Origin of the sequence: Paenibacillus protaetiae, assembly GCF_004135365.1 — a bacterium.
Lineage (GTDB): Bacteria > Bacillota > Bacilli > Paenibacillales > Paenibacillaceae > Paenibacillus_AP > Paenibacillus_AP protaetiae.
The window spans coordinates 221635-238390 of record NZ_CP035492.1 but is presented as its reverse complement, the minus strand read 5'-3'; the positions used below and the strand labels follow the sequence as shown (position 1 = coordinate 238390).

Sequence of the window (16756 nt, the reverse complement as noted above, 5' to 3'; positions counted from 1 at the left end):
CTAAACTTCTCCTTTAATACGATCCATAAAAGTGCTTGGTTGTCCAACCTGCTCAATCTGAATAACAGGACCTTCTTCAGCCGGCTTCAGCCATAACGTCTCGGCCTGAATCCCTTCCTTGCCTAATGTCTCCAGCAGAAACCGCTCCAGCCGCTGGCTGTCCGGGCTCCCCTGCTCTACAAATGCAATCAGTGTCGGCCCTGCTCCGCTTAAAGCGGCGCCAAGCGCACCGTATTCGGCCGCTTCTTCCAGGATGGCCGACATGCCGGGAATAAGCGGCGCGCGGTACGGCTGATGGATCCGGTCACGCATCGCGTGGCGGATCAAGTCCAGCCGGCCGGTTGCAAAAGCGGCGACAAGCAGCGAGCTGCTGCCGACGTTAAACACGGCATCGGCCAGCGCCAGCTGCGCCGGCAGCGCATGTCTTGCTTTGGACGTCGACAGTTGAAAGGATGGAATGGCGACAAGCGTCTCCAGCTTTGGAGGCGGAACAAGCCGGACATATTCTGCCCGTTCTCCGTCCCAGGCGGATACGACGATTCCGCCAAACAAGGATGCGCCGACATTGTCGGGGTGGCCTTCCAGCTTCGTTGCGATTTGAAACAGCCGGTCTTCGGTGAGCGGGCTGCCGATAAGTGCATTGGCAGCAGCCAAGGCGCCGATAATGGCAGTGGCGCTGCTGCCCAGCCCTCTCGCCAGCGGAATGTCGCTGTACATCGCGATGTCGAGCTCCGGCACCGAGACACCGGCTTCTTCAAATACGATTTGGGCAATCTGATAGATCAGATTCGTTTTATCTTGCGGCAAACCTTCCATATGCCCGCCGTAAAAGCGGAAACTTGTTTGCTCGGCTGCACTCATCTCGATCCAGGAGTACAGCGACAGCGCCATTCCAAGCGTATCGAAGCCCGGCCCCAAATTTGCCGTGCTGGCCGGCACCTTTACCGTTACCCGCCGATCTTTCCATTCGCAGTTCATGAAGTGTTAAACCCCTTTATCCTTAGAAATGCTGTTTAGCGTGCAAACTTACCCTTCAACCCGGTACATGCTCTTAATCCGTCGGATAACATCCAGCGAGCCAAAGGAATCCAGCACCTTGCGGATTGCCGCTTTATTGGCATCGTGCGTAATAATGATAATTTCCGCTTCCTGGATATGCGGATTAGGCTGCTGCAATACCGATTCCAGGCTGACTTCATATTCGGCAAACACCTGCGTAATGCGTGCCAGCACTCCAGCGCGGTCCGCTACATGAAGCAAAATAAAATATTTGGACGAAATTTGTTCATCGGATTTCAGCTTTTTCTCTTTGTAGACCATCGCGCCCTGGCGGCCGCCAACGCCAAGCTTTTTATTTTTAATCGCCGCAACGAGGTCGGACACCACAGACGTTGCCGTTGGCAACTCCCCGGCGCCTGCGCCGTAAAACATCGTTTCGCCAACCGCCTCGCCGTGCACGTACACCGCGTTAAACACGCCGTTGACCGCTGCAAGCGGATGGGAAGCCTTCACCATCGTCGGCTGGACGCTGACGCTGATCTGATCGTCCTGCCGCTCTGCAATGCCAAGCAGCTTCACTTCATAGCCAAGCCGTTTGGCGTACAAAATATCTTCTTTGCTGACCGACGAAATGCCCTGTACCGCCACATCCTCAAGCGCAACGTTCACCCGGAAGCCAAGCGTGGACAAAATCGTCATTTTGCGAGCCGCATCCAGCCCCTCCACATCGGAAGTCGGGTCCGCTTCCGCATAGCCAAGCTGCTGCGCCTCCTTCAGCACATCTTCATACGAAGCGCCTTCCCGGCTCATTTTGCTCAAAATATAGTTGGTTGTGCCATTGACGATCCCCATAATTTTCAGGATGCGGTCGGATGAAAAACCTTCAACCAGCGTGCGGATAATCGGGATGCCGCCGGCTACGCTTGCTTCATACAGCACATCGCAGTTGTTCTCTCTGGCCTGCTCCAATATTTCCGGACCGTGCAGCGCCATCAAATCTTTATTGGCTGTCACAACCGATTTGCCTTGGGCCAGCGCTTCCAATATATAAGCTTTTGTATGCTCAATGCCGCCCATTACTTCAACAATGACATCAATGTCCGGGTCGTTAATGATTTCCCAGGCATCTTCCGTCAGCTTGTCATGGTCAATGGCAAGGCTGCGCGATTTCGCTTTATTTTGAACAAGAATTTTGTCAATTTGGATTGGCGAGCCTACTTGGCTTTGCAAATCCTCCTGATGTCCCTGTACGATACGAACGACACCCGTTCCTACCGTTCCAAGCCCAAGCAAACCAACCTTCACTGGCTTCATTCCATTCCCTCCGTATTCTTCATAGTTTGTATCTGCTGCTTGTTTAACCTTGGCCAACAACCATCGCTTTACGGACGCCGTTATGCTTCCGAATAGTTTCGACAAGGGCAGTCAAGTCTCCTGTCAGCTCTGATATATCTACCGATATCACGACGTTGGCGTAACCTTGAAGCGGAATGCTCTGATTCATCGTCAGAACATTTCCCTCCAGGCTGGCCACCAGCGCAAGCACCTTCGACAAAACGCCGGAACGATGCTCCAAATCCATCGAGATGGTCGCAATTCGCTCCCGCTTCAGCTCGCTTAATTCATATACGCCGTCTTTATATTTGTAAAAGGCGCTTCTGCTTAATCCGGCACGCTCCGCCGCTTCATGGACGGTTGCCGCTTCTCCGCGCCTCAGCATCTCTTTCACCTGCAGCGTCTTTATAATGGCTTCCGGCAAGATGTCCTCCCGAACGACATAATAACGGCCTGAATGCGTCACTATATTCGTCCTCCTCACAAAGACATTTGTTCACTTATAGTGGACATTATATCGAACTCGCTTCATTCCGGCAATAGGAAAGTGAACCGTATTCCGGTACGGAAGCCGGCCATGGCAAAAAAAAGGCCGCCTGCAAGCAGACGGCTTTGTGCCAGCCCGCAGCGGCTGGCCGTTATATACCCGCTGTCATGCAGGCGTTTAATGCACGTAATCCGTGCCTTCAAAAAATTCAAACGTATAGTAGCCGACTTTGACGGTATCCCCGTCCTTGGCTCCCGCCTTGCGCAGCTCGGCATCCACGCCGATCCGGCGCATCATGTTGGCGAAACGCATCACTGCGTCGTACGACGTCAAATTGATCCGTTTCATGTACCGTTCGATGCTTTCGCTTTCCACCACAAAAATTTCATCCTCGCGGTGAATCGTAAAGGTCATGTCTTCACGCTGCTTCTCGAACCGGTACACTTTCCGTTCCTCGACTTCTTTCACTTCCTCGACAACAAGCTGCTCAGGCAGCGAATCCAGCACATCCATCGCCTTGTACACCAGCTCCTGCACTCCTTGCTTCGTCAAGGAAGAGACCGGAACGATCACATGGTCCAGACCGTCGCCGTTCTGGGCAAGCTGCTCTTTGAACAGCTCCAGATTATCCGCAGATTCCGGCATGTCCATTTTGTTGGCGGCAATAATTTGCGGGCGCTCCAGCAGCTTGGCATTGTACAGCTTAAGCTCCTCGTTAATTTTCACCCAATCCTCATACGGATCGCGGCCGTCCGTTGCGGCCATGTCCACGACATGAATAATGACGCGCGTCCGCTCGACGTGGCGAAGAAACTCGTGACCGAGCCCAACGCCGGAATGGGCGCCTTCAATCAGCCCCGGCAAATCCGCCATTACAAAACTTCTTCCATCCCCGACGTCAACCACGCCGAGGTTAGGCGTAATCGTCGTAAAATGGTAAGCGCCGATCTTCGGCTGCGCAGCGGAAACGACCGACAGCAGCGTCGATTTGCCCACGCTTGGGAAGCCGACCAAGCCAACGTCGGCCATTACCTTCAGCTCCAGAATGACCCAGCGCTCTTCTCCTTCTTCCCCGTTCTCGGAAATGTCAGGAGCCGGATTGCTGACCGTCGCGAAACGGGCATTGCCGCGTCCTCCGCGTCCGCCGCGCGCAATGACGACCTCTTGGCCGTGGCGCGTCATATCGGCGATAATTTCCTGCGTATCTTCATCCACAACGGTCGTGCCCGGCGGCACGCGTACGATCATATCGTCCGCATTGGCGCCATGCATGTTTTTGACTTTGCCCCGCTCGCCCGGTTTGGCTTTAAAATGCTTCTGGTAGCGGAAATCCATCAGCGTGCGAAGTCCTTCGTCTACGCGGAAAATAACGTCCCCGCCTCTGCCGCCGTCTCCGCCGGCCGGACCGCCTTCCGGCACATATTTTTCACGGCGGTAGGATACGATACCGTTCCCGCCATCGCCGCCTTTTACAAATATTTTTGCTTTATCGACAAACATTGATGTCCCCCGTTCAAGCTCGCCATTCTGCCCTCAGCAGCATATTTCCATAGGGCTGTCCGGCTTCCACCGGCCGCAAAGGCGCGCCTTCCAACTGCTGATTTATTTTGCTTGCGAAACGTTGTTCGCTTGTCAGCTCTCCCTGGTAATAAAACGCCGCGTATAACGCGTGATCATCCATGGACAGCTTCATTGTAAGCACAGCCGGTTCACCGAGCGCAGGCGCCGCCGCAAACCGGTATGCATTCATAATTTCGATTAACGATTCTGAAATGCCTGAACTATCGACAGGCAGTTCTGTCAGATGAACGCCTTCAGCAATTTCAACACGAAGCTGTACGGCATTAGTCAGTGTGCGAAACGATTGAATGTAATGGATCAGCGCCGGTTCGCCCAGTTTGGCGATCCGGCTTTCTTCGGCCATTCTATCTTTTATTTTCTCCACGCATTCCACCATTTTATCCGGCTTTTGCATGCGAATATACCCGTATAGCACTTGAAGATCATTCATCCAGTCATGGCGGTGATGATTTAACGTCCGATTGGAGGCAGCCTGCAGCGTATGTATGGTCCGCCTCATTTGCCCGGAATGATGTTTGCGTTCAATTCCAATCCAGCATATCGCCGCACCTGCAAGCCATAACAAAGCAAGCGCATGCAGCCAAAGCAGTTCCTCCCATATAAACGAGGCAGCTGCCGGAAGCACAACAGACATTGCCGCCAGCCGTTTCGCCAATTGCAAGCGATTCATGAATCGAACCTACTTTCCCCTATAATCCCAACCTACTTAGTATATCATGATGGATGAGAAACTTGCCAAGAAAAGGTTAATTATGCTTCGTTATTTTTTGCTGCCATGATGCCCGGCAAGCCAAATCGCTGTATAAGCAAAAATGCCCCGGCCTGTCATGCAGGTCGGGGCACATTGGCTGTTATTAAACTTCGACTGCTGCAGCTACAGGAGCAGCTGCTACAGGGTATACGCTCACTTTTTTGCGGTCGCGTCCCCAACGTTCGAATTTGACAACACCTTCCACTTTCGCGAAGAGCGTGTCGTCTTTACCAATACCTACGTTATTGCCTGGGTGGATTTTCGTACCGCGTTGACGTACGAGAATGCTGCCCGCTGTAGCCACTTGGCCGTCGGCACGTTTAGCGCCAAGACGTTTCGATTCGCTGTCGCGTCCGTTTTTTGTGGAACCTACACCCTTTTTGGATGCAAAAAGCTGAAGATCCAATTTCAACATCGTTTGTCCCTCCTTATTTCAGAAGTTGTTCCTGGATTACGACATGTTTGCCGTAGGATTGTGCAATGGTATCCAGCATAACTACCATCGATTCGAGCTGCAGCTGCAGCTTCTCCTCAGCGGCTTGATCCGCTTGCTCCGGAATGTCCGAGGACAACCAGCCGCTTTTCATCGCTGCGGGAAGCTGCACGCCCGCTAACGCCTCGATAGCGTTGACGGTGCCAACCGTAATGGCCGACACGCCGGCGCAGACAATGTCTTTGCCCGGCTTCGCATATTGTGCATGCCCTTCGACAGCAAATGATACGATCCGCCTGTCAGCCGCTCGCCGTACAATAGTAACTGTAATCATGAGAACCCTCGCCTTACGCTTGGATTTTCTCGATCGTTACTTTCGTGTACGGTTGACGATGACCTTGCTTGCGCGCGTAGTTTTTCTTTGGTTTGTATTTGTAAACAACGATCTTTTGGCCTCTGCCTTGTTTCTCAACTTTACCGGAAACGGTAGCGCCGGAAACGACAGGAGTACCAGTCACGAGACCATTGTCTTTGGATACAGCCAGAACGCGGTCGAAAGTCACGCTTTCTCCTGCATTAACGTCCAGTTTCTCGATGTAGATCACATCGCCTTCCTGAACTTTGTACTGTTTGCCGCCAGTTTCAATAATTGCGTACATTGCTCATTGCACCTCCTTATAGTCGAAGACTCGCCTAATGCAGGTGGCGGACTCGTCCGCGCTTAAACCTGATCGGAGCGGTTAACATATAGCGCCGAGCAATAAATTACTCAGAACATATACCCGATTAGTTTAACATAAGCAGCCTAATTATTCAACATAAGTTCTAAAGCGATTTTTGCAGCCTGCCTGTCCCTCCGCAAACGGCGCATACCTCCGTCAGCAACCGGACGGATGTTTCACGCGCTTTTTTTCGCGTCAGCTCCAGCAGCCCCAGCCTTGTCCACCCGATGACGGCGCATTTGGTCCGGTCCTGCCTTGCCCATTCCTCCAGCCGCTGCAGCACGCTGTCGCGGTGGGCTTCCAGCTCCATGTCGATAAAATCAATAATGACAATGCCGCCGACATCGCGTACGCGGAGCAGACGGGCAATCTCGTCCGCCGCCTCCATATTGGTCCGGTAAACGGTATCTTCCAGATTCCGGCTCCCGGTAAACTTGCCTGTGTTCACATCTATGACCGTCAGCGCTTCCGTCTCGTCCCATATTAGACTGCCCCGCTCGGCAGCCGTATGCTGGATTGAAAAGCTTCGTTCACCTGGGCGGCAATGCCGTAAGCCTGGAACAAGCTTTCGCTCTCGCGGTTATCATACAGCCGAAGGCGTTCCGCCAGCGGCGGCGTAATTTCTTCCAGCAGATTCTTCATCGTTTCATGCCTGCCCGGATCATCAATCCATACTTCGTTCATATCGGCACTCATGCTGTCGCGCACAATACGCCGCATCAGATTGGCTTCGCGATGAACTTCAGCCGGCGCGGATGCCGCAGCCGCCCCGCAAGAATGCGGCTCCACTGCTCGCGGAGCTGCAGGACGTCCGCTTCCAGCTCCGAAGCGGACGCGCCTTCCGTCGCCGTGCGGAGGATGAGACCTTCCTCGTTTTGCCGAAGCTGTTCGCCCAACAGCCGCAGCCTTGTCCGTTCCTGCTCCGTGCTTATTTTTTTGGATACGCCGACATAATCGGCCGTCGGCATAAATACAAGGAAACGCCCCGGCAGCGCAAAATGGGTCGTGACCCTGGCGCCTTTGCCTCCGATGGGTTCCTTCATAATCTGCACGAGAATTTCCTGGCCAGGCTTCACAAGATCCGCAATGGCCGGCTTCCGCTCAGGCTGCTTCTCCAAATGGGGATGCAGAAGCTCATCCACATACAGAAAAGCGTTTTTGGACAAGCCGATATCTACAAAAGCCGCCTGCATGCCAGGCAGCACGTTAATGACTTTGCCTTTGTATACATTTCCGACCAGGCTGCTGTTCTCCGAACGTTCCATGCTAAATTCAACCAGCTTGCCATTGTCCAGTACCGCCGTCTGCAGCAGCTCCCCGTCTCCATGCATGAACATTTGCTTCATCCCGTGTCCTCACCCGCCTGCCGTTTTCGTCCATTTTATCATAAAAGGGGGCCGTCATGCATGAACATGTACATGCAAAAGTTCAACCCGCCATCGCTTCTAAGGCAAAAACAGCTCCATCATCGGCCTGTGCGGATTGCGTTCGCTCAAGATCCGCTCCACGATTTGCTGCTCGGGAAGAACCTGCTCCACGCCAGTGGAACTTCTCAAATAAATATAATGATACCGGTCGCGCCAAAACTGCTTGGCTACATGCAGCAGGGAGTGCCTGCCGCTCGCCATAATCGGCCGCGCTTTCGTGCCGTGCTGCAGGCGGTCCAAAGCGACCCGGTCCCGATGCATCAAAAACCGGAAAAACAAAAACGGTATGTGGCGGTAATAACTCCAATTCGTCAGCCACAAGAAAAGGGCTATCGCCAGCAGATTGAGCTGCATGCCCTGCCCTTGCCAAATAAGCGGTGCAAAGGAAGCAAGCAGCATCAAAGCGCTTAACGCGAGGCTTATGCGCGACGTCCAGATCATCATGGAATAGTAGGTCAGCCACTTGCTGAGCAGGGCGCGAAGCAATTTCCCGCCGTCCAGCGGATAAATCGGCAGCAGATTAAAACAGCCAATCATCAGATTGGCATTGACGACGTAATGCGCCCATCCGTCGTCCCACCAGCCCAGCCTGCCGAGCAGCCAGGCCGCAGCGCCCATCCATACATTTTGCAGCGGGCCGGCGATGGCGACTAAAGCTTCTTCGGATGAAGGCATGCTCCCTTCGTCTTCCACTTCGGCCACGCCGCCAAACGGGAGCAGCTTCACTTCCCGCACCTTCCAGTCCAGCCCCCTCGCCACAACGACATGGCCGATTTCGTGAACAAGCACCAGCAAAAATAAGGTTGCAAGCTCAACCAGGTATCCGGTTAGAAAGGAAGCCGCCATAACCAGCACGAATAACGGATGAATAGACCAAATGATGCCTCTCCATTTAATCAAGCGGAATCACGCCCGCCGGATCAATATAACGGTCATTTTCTTTCACGGCAAAATAAAGAACGCTTGGCTGATCGCCGCTGGCTGCAGGAAGAACGCCTATCGGATCTCCGGACTCCACCCAGTCGTCTTTTTTGACGCCGGCCTTTCCTAATTCGCCGTAGATTGTAGTCCTGCCGCTTGCGTTCTGAATGACAACCGTCATGCTGCCTGGACTGCCGGTTACTTGCATCACTCTGCCCGTTTGAGCGGCGCCTACCGTTTGTCCGGAGGTGCCGGCGAGCTCGATGCCGTTCAACTGCTCGGCGAACGTCTTTACCAGAACCCCGCCGGGCAACGGAGATACCACGGGCAGCTTGACACTGCCGTCTACCAGCTGTGCCGGCTCTTCTTTATGTTCAAAGATCGGAATAAACGAAGGCGCGCCGGCAAACGTCTGCTTGTACCACGCCGCTGCCGGTGAGAAATCCATCGGCTTGGTCAAAGCCTCCGTTACAAATTGCCGCCCCTCCTCCATGGAAGGAGGTCCATAGCGGAACATGCCCCAAACAGCGCCAAAAGCGATAACGGATACCGCAAGCTTCCAGCGGAAGCCCCGCCAGAATGCATTCATCCGGCCGGGATCCTGCGGTCCGGTCGGATCAAACGGACTACGGCCTGGATCCGAACCTTGCCCCCATGTGCCGAGCCAAGGGTTCGGATTGGCTTTCCACAGCCGCTCCGGATCAGGCTCCTCCTGTTCCGGCAATCGTCCGGATGGAGACGGGGGATAGGGGCCGCTGTAACCATTGTAATGGGTATAGGGACCACGTTTGTTGTTTAACGGCTCCTGCTGTTCGTATGGAAACAGAAATTCCGGATAAGGAGCATCCGGCGGCTGATTATCGTCTTCATAACGTTTATACCACTGCTCCTGCTGAATCTGCCTGCTTGTCTTATCCGGCCGTTTATCTTTCTGCTTGGCATTCATCACCAATGCTCCTCCCCTTCCTCTCTTTGGCTTTATACAGCCTCCATATTACCGGCCGGCCGCCATAAGAAAGGGCTTGTTCTTTTCCTTCATGCTTATGAACAAAAGGAGACAAGTATTCATTGTCGGAGCCGAAAACCAAAAAAGAGGCGGGACCATGGTCCCGCCTCTTTGGCGTGCAGCAAGCAGCCGCTTCTAGTCTGCCAGCTCGTAAACTTCCTGATGGGCTTTAATGCTGAACACAATGCCAATACAAAGCATATTCAGCAGCAGCGAAGTGCCGCCGTAGCTTATAAACGGCAGCGTAATGCCGGTAATCGGCATGAGCCCGATCATCATGCCGATATTTTGGAAAATTTGAAAAACATACATAGAGGCGATGCCAATAACAATGTAAGACGCTCGCCGGTCATAACATTGATAAGCAATAACAATGATGCGGTATATAAGCAAAAAATACAGCAGCAGCAGCACCGCAGCTCCAGTAAAACCAAATTCCTCGCCAATTACGACAAATATCGAGTCGGAATACGGGTACGGAATAAAGCCGCCTTTTTTCATGTCGCCCTGCATATAGCCGTCGCCGCGAAGGCCGCCGGATCCGATTGCAATCTGCGCGTTCAGCGATTGGTGTTTCTCATCCGCCGTCGCTTCATCGGGATCAATAAACGTATTGATCCGGGCATACCAGTGCTCTTTATGATGGTCCGTCAAATATTCCTTAATGTTGCTGTTAAACACCGTAAATAACGAGACAAACAAAACGATGGAGGCGACTACAACCGTAAGGCCGATTAACACATGGGTATACTTGACGTTGCCAATCCACAGCATCCCCAGCAAAATGACCAAATAAATAATCGCATTCCCAAGGTCCGGCTGAACCATAACGAGCATAAACGGGATAAATACAAAAGCGCCGATCGGAATAATATCCTGGACAAAACGGAGCTTCTCGCCCTGTTTTCGGCCGAGCAGAAAAGCAACGCCAATAATCAGCACGATCTTGACTACTTCCGCAGGCTGAAATGACAGCTGCCCGAGGCGGAACCAGCCGGTCGCGCCGTTAATATTCGATCCGAGAAAAAAGACAAGTACAAGCAAAACAATGCCGATGCCGTACAGGATATACCATGTTTTCAACAAAATGCGGTAATCGAAAATGGTAGCGGAAATAGCAAAAAAGAAACCAATGCCGTAAAAAACAGCTGTTTTCAAATCCGTATTCGCATAATGTGCGCTTTGGCCGTCAATTGCGCTATGAATGGTTAGCACGCTGATCGCCATTAGGCATAACAAAATAATAACGATGCCCAGATCAAGCTTTTTTAATTTGTTAAGCACGGTTCAAATCATCCTATTCCCAAAAACTTACGGAACCGTTTGAAAGCGCCCGCCTTCTCCTCCAGCAGCATCAGCGGCACCATATCGCCAAGGATGCGCCTTGCGATATTGCGGTATGCGATCGACGCGCGAGAAGAAGGATCCATGACCGTCGGTTCGCCGGCATTCGCCGATTTGATTACTTTCTCATCATCCGGCACGATGCCCAGCAGGTCAACCGCCAGAACTTGACAAATCTCGTCCACGTCAAGCATTTCACCGCTTTTAACCATATTCGGCCTAATTCGGTTAATGATAATTTTAGATGCGATTTTTTCTTTCTCGAGCAAACCGATTACACGGTCGGCATCGCGAACCGCCGCATTTTCCGGTGTCGTGACCACAATCGCGCGGTCGGCGCCCGCGATCGCGTTGCGGAAGCCGTGTTCAATCCCGGCCGGGCAGTCAATGACGACATAATCGAAATCCTGCTTCAGCTCCGCAATCATATCGCGGATCTGCTCCGGTTTAACGTCGTCCTTATCCTTCGTTTGCGCAGCGGGAAGCATGTACAATTCGTCAAACCGTTTATCCTTAACCAGCGCCTGATTTAACCGGCAGCGGCCTTCGGCGACGTCCACCAAATCAAAAATGATGCGGTTTTCAAGTCCCATCACCACATCCAGGTTGCGCAAGCCGATATCGGTGTCGACCATGCATACCTTTTTGCCCAGCAAAGCAAGCGCCGTGCCTAGATTGGCCGACGTGGTCGTCTTGCCGACGCCCCCTTTGCCCGAAGTGATAACAATCGATTCCCCCATGCTCTACACCCCTTTTAACAAAGTTGAATGGCCGCGCAGCCTGTACAGCTGCGTAATTTTATCAATTTTCATCTGGCCTTCGCTTAAAAAAGCAAATTCCATCGACGAATCGCCTGACATCCATTCTTCCGGCGGCCTGCTGATAACATCGGCAATGCGAAGCTGGGTCGGCCGCATAAGCGATGCGGCGATAATAACGTCAGTACGCCCTTTATAGCCAGCATGCGCCACGCCGCGCAGTGCCCCGAGCACATAAATATCGCCCGTGCAAAGCACCGTACCGCCCGGATTCAAATCGCCCGCAAGCAGCAAATTGCCGTCATGTTCAATCGTTTGGCCGGAACGCACGATACCTGTTAATATTTCCCACCCGTTATTCGGGTTTGGAGATTGTTTAACTTTCGTCTCCGATTCGATGGACTGCACCATCAAGTTGCCCTGCGTACGAATAAGAGAACGGATGCGTTCCTTATCCTCCTCTTCCAGCTGCCTTTCCCCCAGTTTGACCTGGACATGAATAAGCGGACCTGTCAGCAGCTGCTGATGCGTTTTTTCCAGCTTGTACTGAAGCTCGTCGAGCAAAGCGGAAAATTCACATTGATCGTCGAGAAGGAACACCAGACCTTCTTTAACCCCTTTGATGATAATATGCTGTTTATCGGCCACAATTGCCCCTCCCCAACATTAACCTTTCTTGCAGCACATGGCCAAATCCTGCTAATCAAGGCGAACTTATTGTTCGTCCTTATCCAGTTTTTTCTTGACGGCGGACTCCAAATGCTTGCGGAGCGGCACGTACACTAGAAGAGCAAAGGCAAGCTGCAGGAACAAGCTGGGCAATATGTGGTCCATCAGCGCCCAGGCAAACGATTCATTCGTAATGCGGAATGCAAAATAAATGCCGTACATCATAGAGTCATACAAAATGTAATTGATGCCGATGACGGACAATGCCGCCAGCAGCGTAACACGTTTGTTCTCGAACAGGACGCCGGTGTAATAGCCGAGAATCCCCATAAAAAACAGGTTTGGCCCAATCATATGTCCGTAATAGGCAACATCCTGCAACAACCCGAAACCGGCTCCGAGAAACAAAGCCCGGTGCCGGTTACTGTAAAGCGCGCTAAAAATGACAACAACAAAAACGAAGTGGGGGACGATTCGTGTCGTATATCCGGCCGGAATGACCCATGGCATAATGGTGCCTTCCACAATAAAGAGCAGAAGCATAAAACCGATCAGCCGATTGATGCTCATTCCGTCGCAGCCTCCGTATCCGGCATCTGCACGACAAACACATCCGTCAAGTGGTCGAAGTCAGCCGCCATCTTCACCATGGCGGTGTTCGTCAAGCCAAAATCTCCGACTTCCTTCGATTCGACCGTTCCGATAATAAGCCCGCGCGGATAAACATTGCCAAGTCCCGATGTAATGACCGTATCGCCTGCAGCCATTTTGTCGTTCTCCGGAATTTTGGTCATCACAAGCCGGTTTTTCTCATGGTCGTAATCGCTGACAATACCAAAGGAGTCATTCTCCTTGCCCATAATCGTAGCCGAAATCAGGTTCGATTCAGGTGAGGTTTCATCCAGCTCGGTAATAGGAGCTACGGTGGAAGTTAGCGGCCTTACTTCGCTTACGATGCCTACGAGGCCTTTCACCGTCGTTACTGCCTGCCCTTTTTTAATGCCGTTTTTGGAACCCAAATTAATAACCATCGTATGACTGTTAGCGTCATTGTTGACCGCGATAACCTGAGCAATTACATATTTGTAGTTATACATGTTCTTTTGGCTTTCAGTGAAATGCAAATCTTCTTTTAATTGCTTGTTTTCCTGCTCGACAAAATTGTAATTCACCTTATCCCTTGCGTACGCCGCTGCCGTAAGCCGGAGCTGCTCGTTCTCTTTGTAGATGGTGTGCAGGTTGCCAATGTCCTCAAAGAAGCCCGCTATAGAAGCAGCGGGCTTGTAAAACCATTCTTGGACGGCACCGGACACATCGCCAACAAATTTCTCAGGCCATGTCAGCTCTTTACGGTCGCTAAAGGAATAGCCGATAATTGCAATGAACAGTATAAACCCGATCATAAGCATAATGACACGCTTATTTCTTAACAGCCTAAACAGTTCAATCACCCGCCCGTTTCATATCCGTTTCCCCTTCGGACCGCATTAACGCTTGCGGGAAGACGAGCCGCCTTTATTTTTGAACAGATGAATATGGTCCAGGGAACGGCCTGTGCCAATCGCGACGCAATCAAGCGGGTTGTCCGCAACAATAACCGGCATCCCCGTTTCGCGGGAAAGCAGCTTGTCCAGGTTGCGAAGCAGCGCGCCGCCGCCCGTAAGCACGATTCCGCGGTCCATAATATCAGCAGAAAGCTCAGGCGGGCATTTCTCAAGCGTAATTTTCACAGCATCTACGATGGAATTCACCGTATCGCCCAGCGCTTCCGTAATTTCGTCAGAAGTAATTGCCAGTGTCTTCGGCAAGCCTGTCACAAGGTCGCGGCCGCGGATTTCAATGGATTCCGGATGATCAAGCGGCAATGCCGAACCAATCTCCATCTTCAATTGCTCCGAGGTACGCTCCCCGATCATCAGGTTGTACAGACGTTTCACGTATTGGATAATCGCTTCATCCATTTCGTCGCCGGCTACGCGGATCGAACGGCTGGTTACAATGCCTCCGAGCGAAATAACCGCTACTTCCGTCGTGCCGCCGCCGATATCAACTACCATGCTGCCCGTTGGCTCCCATACCGGCAAATCAGCGCCGATTGCCGCCGCAAAAGGTTCCTCGATCGTATAAGCTTCGCGTGCGCCAGCTTGTTTGGCCGCATCCTCGACCGCACGTTTCTCAACCGCCGTAATGCCGGAAGGCACGCAAACCATCACGTTAGGATGTTTAGGAAACATCGAACGCTGCTTTTGCGCTTGGCGGATAAAATATTTAATCATCGTTGCCGTTGTATCAAAATCGGCGATAACGCCATCTTTCATCGGACGAACCGCACGGATATTGCCAGGCGTTCTGCCGATCATTTTTTTAGCGTCCTCGCCAACAGCTTCAATCGTTTTCGTATCAGTACGCAAAGCAACCACGGAAGGCTCCCTTACGACAATCCCTTTACCTTTAATAAATACGAGTGTGTTTGCTGTTCCAAGGTCAATTCCCAAATCTTTCGAAAAACCACCAAACATGTTAATACTCCCTTCTAAATGCGACAATCCCTTTTATTATATTACAATAATCCATGTTCCTTCAAACTAATAAAACGCCCGTCCCCGATTACAATATGATCCAGTACTTCGATGCCCACAAGCTGGCCCGCTTCCAAAAGCCGTTGTGTGAGGCTGATGTCTTCGGGACTTGGCGCAGGATCGCCGCTAGGGTGATTATGTACGCAAATGAGAGAGGCGCTGCTATGTTTAATGGCGGCCCGGAACACTTCTCTTGGATGAACCAATGAAGCATTCAGCGTGCCGATCGACAACGTTTCCCGGGCAATAATGTGGTTTTTCGTATTTAAAAACAAGCAGACAAAGTGCTCTTTTTTCAAATAACGAAGATCTTCCATCACATAGTCTGCAGCATCTTGCGGACTCCGCACCGTTACGATGCCGCTTATTTTGCTTCCGGCAATTCGTCTGCCGAGTTCAATTCCAGCCCGCAGCTGAATGGCCTTCGCCGGACCGATCCCCCGGATGGCGGTCAGTTCGTCCAGGCTCATATCCACCAGATTGCGCAAGCTCCCGCATTCCTGTAATATTTTGCCAGCCAAATGAACCGCCGACTCTTGCCGGGTTCCTGTCCGGAGCAATATCGCCAGCAGCTCCGAATGGCTTAACGCTTCAGCCCCATATCGCATCATGCGCTCTCTTGGACGTTCTTCATGGGGGACATCGCGCAACATATAGCTTTGCGGTTTCATGTCCCAACCCCCGCCTTTATCTCAACATTCACATACGAATCATCAAGTCGCAATCAGTCAGATCTCGTCTCTACAGCCGGACGAGACGTTTCATGTTTGGCGGAAACACAAGCCATGTACATGAGTATAACTTATTTATATCGGCTTGTTGTTTAAAAAACATTAATATTATACCGGGCAAGCATGTCGGATAATAATGGAAGGGATAATCCTACTACATTAAAGTAGCAGCCTTCAATACGATCGACAATTGTTGCCCCAAGCCCCTGAATGCCATATGCCCCGCCTTGTCCATCGGTTCCCCGGTCGCAATGTAGCCTTCGACTTGCTGTTTAGTCAGCGGCTTCATCCATACCTTTGTGACCCGGTGGGCAATCTCGGCTTCTCCGCCATCCAGGCGAAGGCAAGCAATACCTGTATACACCTCGTGGGAGCGGCCTTGCAGCCTCCCCAGCATATGCGCGGCATCTGCCTGATCGGCAGGTTTGCCAAGCGCCTCGCCATCCAATACAACAATCGTATCAGCGCCTACGATAAGGGCATTGTCCCGGCTGCCGTCTTGCCGCAGCATTTCGGCCGTTGCGGACGCTTTACGCAAGGCAAGCTGTTCGACGATTCGGCTTGGCGCCCAGTCAGCCGGAACAGACTCATCCGCATCCGATGACAAAATAGAAACCGGCAAGGATAGGCCTAATGATGCGACCAGTTCCTTCCGGCGCGGTGACGACGAAGCCAGCACAAGGCGGCTGATTGGATGGTTAAATGCAGGACGTTCCAACGGTTACGCTCTCCTTTTGTCTTGCTGCCATACATAATCTTGTTAGGTTAAAGCTTGCGGTAAATCCATAAGGCCGCAATAATGCCGATTAAGCTTAAAAGGCTTATATCGAGGTGGACCGTCATATTGAATTGAAGCACATAAAGATCAACGGCAGGCGACAATGTCATTTGCAGCGATTTGGATAAAAAGGATATCCCTGCAATATTTGCCAGCGATCGGGCGGCAAGCGCGCCCGCAATCAAGCCGAGTATGATAAACAGCAGCAAAACCCAGCCGTTTTTCTTCATTATTC

19 protein-coding genes, 2 pseudogenes and 1 other annotated feature are annotated in these 16756 nt (G+C 52.0%); all 21 genes and pseudogenes read right to left on the bottom strand.

Annotation, left to right across the window (positions count from 1 at the left end; all coding sequences use genetic code 11):
• On the bottom strand, nt 1-978 hold the full coding sequence (gene thrB / locus ET464_RS01005) for a homoserine kinase (protein WP_129437483.1): 978 nt from the start codon (nt 976-978) through the stop codon (nt 1-3).
• 48 nt (nt 979-1026) lie between these two features.
• Nucleotides 1027-2313, bottom strand: coding sequence for a homoserine dehydrogenase (locus ET464_RS01000; protein WP_129437481.1), 1287 nt, complete (start codon nt 2311-2313; stop codon nt 1027-1029).
• A gap of 43 nt (nt 2314-2356) precedes the next feature.
• The gene (locus ET464_RS00995; RefSeq protein ID WP_208543875.1) at nt 2357-2800 is read right to left on the bottom strand and encodes an ACT domain-containing protein; all 444 of its coding nucleotides are present in this window, start codon (nt 2798-2800) and stop codon (nt 2357-2359) included.
• A gap of 198 nt (nt 2801-2998) precedes the next feature.
• Complete coding sequence (gene obgE / locus ET464_RS00990) at nt 2999-4321, bottom strand: GTPase ObgE (RefSeq protein WP_129437477.1); 1323 nt, start codon at nt 4319-4321, stop codon at nt 2999-3001.
• A gap of 13 nt (nt 4322-4334) precedes the next feature.
• The gene (locus ET464_RS00985) at nt 4335-5072 is read right to left on the bottom strand and encodes a Spo0B domain-containing protein (RefSeq protein WP_129437475.1); all 738 of its coding nucleotides are present in this window, start codon (nt 5070-5072) and stop codon (nt 4335-4337) included.
• A gap of 184 nt (nt 5073-5256) precedes the next feature.
• On the bottom strand, nt 5257-5568 hold the full coding sequence (gene rpmA / locus ET464_RS00980) for a 50S ribosomal protein L27 (protein ID WP_129437473.1): 312 nt from the start codon (nt 5566-5568) through the stop codon (nt 5257-5259).
• A gap of 13 nt (nt 5569-5581) precedes the next feature.
• A complete protein-coding gene (locus ET464_RS00975) occupies nt 5582-5920 on the bottom strand; it encodes a ribosomal-processing cysteine protease Prp (protein WP_129437471.1) in 339 nt (112 codons plus the stop codon).
• A 13-nt stretch (nt 5921-5933) separates the two neighbouring features.
• A complete protein-coding gene (rplU, locus tag ET464_RS00970; RefSeq protein WP_129437469.1) occupies nt 5934-6245 on the bottom strand; it encodes a 50S ribosomal protein L21 in 312 nt (103 codons plus the stop codon).
• A gap of 16 nt (nt 6246-6261) precedes the next feature.
• Nucleotides 6262-6337 (bottom strand) — a sequence feature (ribosomal protein L21 leader region).
• 74 nt (nt 6338-6411) lie between these two features.
• Nucleotides 6412-7028 (bottom strand): annotated as a pseudogene (locus ET464_RS20655) (ribonuclease E/G).
• Nucleotides 7028-7654, bottom strand: coding sequence for a ribonuclease E/G (locus ET464_RS20650; protein ID WP_341869724.1), 627 nt, complete (start codon nt 7652-7654; stop codon nt 7028-7030). The pseudogene ET464_RS20655 and the gene ET464_RS20650 overlap by 1 nt, the downstream one beginning before the upstream one ends.
• Nucleotides 7655-7753: 99 nt before the next feature.
• Complete coding sequence (locus ET464_RS00960) at nt 7754-8635, bottom strand: M50 family metallopeptidase (RefSeq protein WP_129437467.1); 882 nt, start codon at nt 8633-8635, stop codon at nt 7754-7756.
• Nucleotides 8628-9602 carry a peptidoglycan DD-metalloendopeptidase family protein gene (locus tag ET464_RS00955; protein ID WP_129437465.1) on the bottom strand — a complete coding sequence of 325 codons (975 nt, stop codon included), beginning with the start codon at nt 9600-9602 and terminating at the stop codon, nt 8628-8630. Before ET464_RS00955 ends, ET464_RS00960 begins: the two co-directional genes overlap by 8 nt.
• Nucleotides 9603-9797: 195 nt before the next feature.
• Complete coding sequence (locus tag ET464_RS00950) at nt 9798-10946, bottom strand: FtsW/RodA/SpoVE family cell cycle protein (RefSeq protein WP_129437463.1); 1149 nt, start codon at nt 10944-10946, stop codon at nt 9798-9800.
• 8 nt (nt 10947-10954) lie between these two features.
• Nucleotides 10955-11746, bottom strand: coding sequence for a septum site-determining protein MinD (gene minD / locus ET464_RS00945; protein WP_129437461.1), 792 nt, complete (start codon nt 11744-11746; stop codon nt 10955-10957).
• A gap of 3 nt (nt 11747-11749) precedes the next feature.
• A complete protein-coding gene (locus ET464_RS00940) occupies nt 11750-12415 on the bottom strand; it encodes a septum site-determining protein MinC (protein WP_129437459.1) in 666 nt (221 codons plus the stop codon).
• Nucleotides 12416-12478: 63 nt separating this feature from the next.
• On the bottom strand, nt 12479-13003 hold the full coding sequence (mreD, locus tag ET464_RS00935) for a rod shape-determining protein MreD (protein WP_129437457.1): 525 nt from the start codon (nt 13001-13003) through the stop codon (nt 12479-12481).
• Nucleotides 13000-13884: a rod shape-determining protein MreC gene (mreC, locus tag ET464_RS00930; RefSeq protein ID WP_244226614.1), complete on the bottom strand. Its 885-nt coding sequence runs from the start codon at nt 13882-13884 to the stop codon at nt 13000-13002. Before mreC ends, mreD begins: the two co-directional genes overlap by 4 nt.
• 36 nt (nt 13885-13920) lie before the next feature.
• Complete coding sequence (locus ET464_RS00925; protein WP_129437455.1) at nt 13921-14952, bottom strand: rod shape-determining protein; 1032 nt, start codon at nt 14950-14952, stop codon at nt 13921-13923.
• 41 nt (nt 14953-14993) lie between these two features.
• Nucleotides 14994-15683 carry a RadC family protein gene (radC, locus tag ET464_RS00920; protein ID WP_129437453.1) on the bottom strand — a complete coding sequence of 230 codons (690 nt, stop codon included), beginning with the start codon at nt 15681-15683 and terminating at the stop codon, nt 14994-14996.
• A 152-nt stretch (nt 15684-15835) separates the two neighbouring features.
• Nucleotides 15836-16461 (bottom strand): annotated as a pseudogene (locus ET464_RS00915) (Maf family protein).
• A gap of 47 nt (nt 16462-16508) precedes the next feature.
• Nucleotides 16509-16751, bottom strand: a complete 243-nt coding sequence (locus tag ET464_RS00910; RefSeq protein WP_129437451.1) for a DUF4321 domain-containing protein — start codon at nt 16749-16751, stop codon at nt 16509-16511.
• Nucleotides 16752-16756 lie beyond the last annotated feature (5 nt).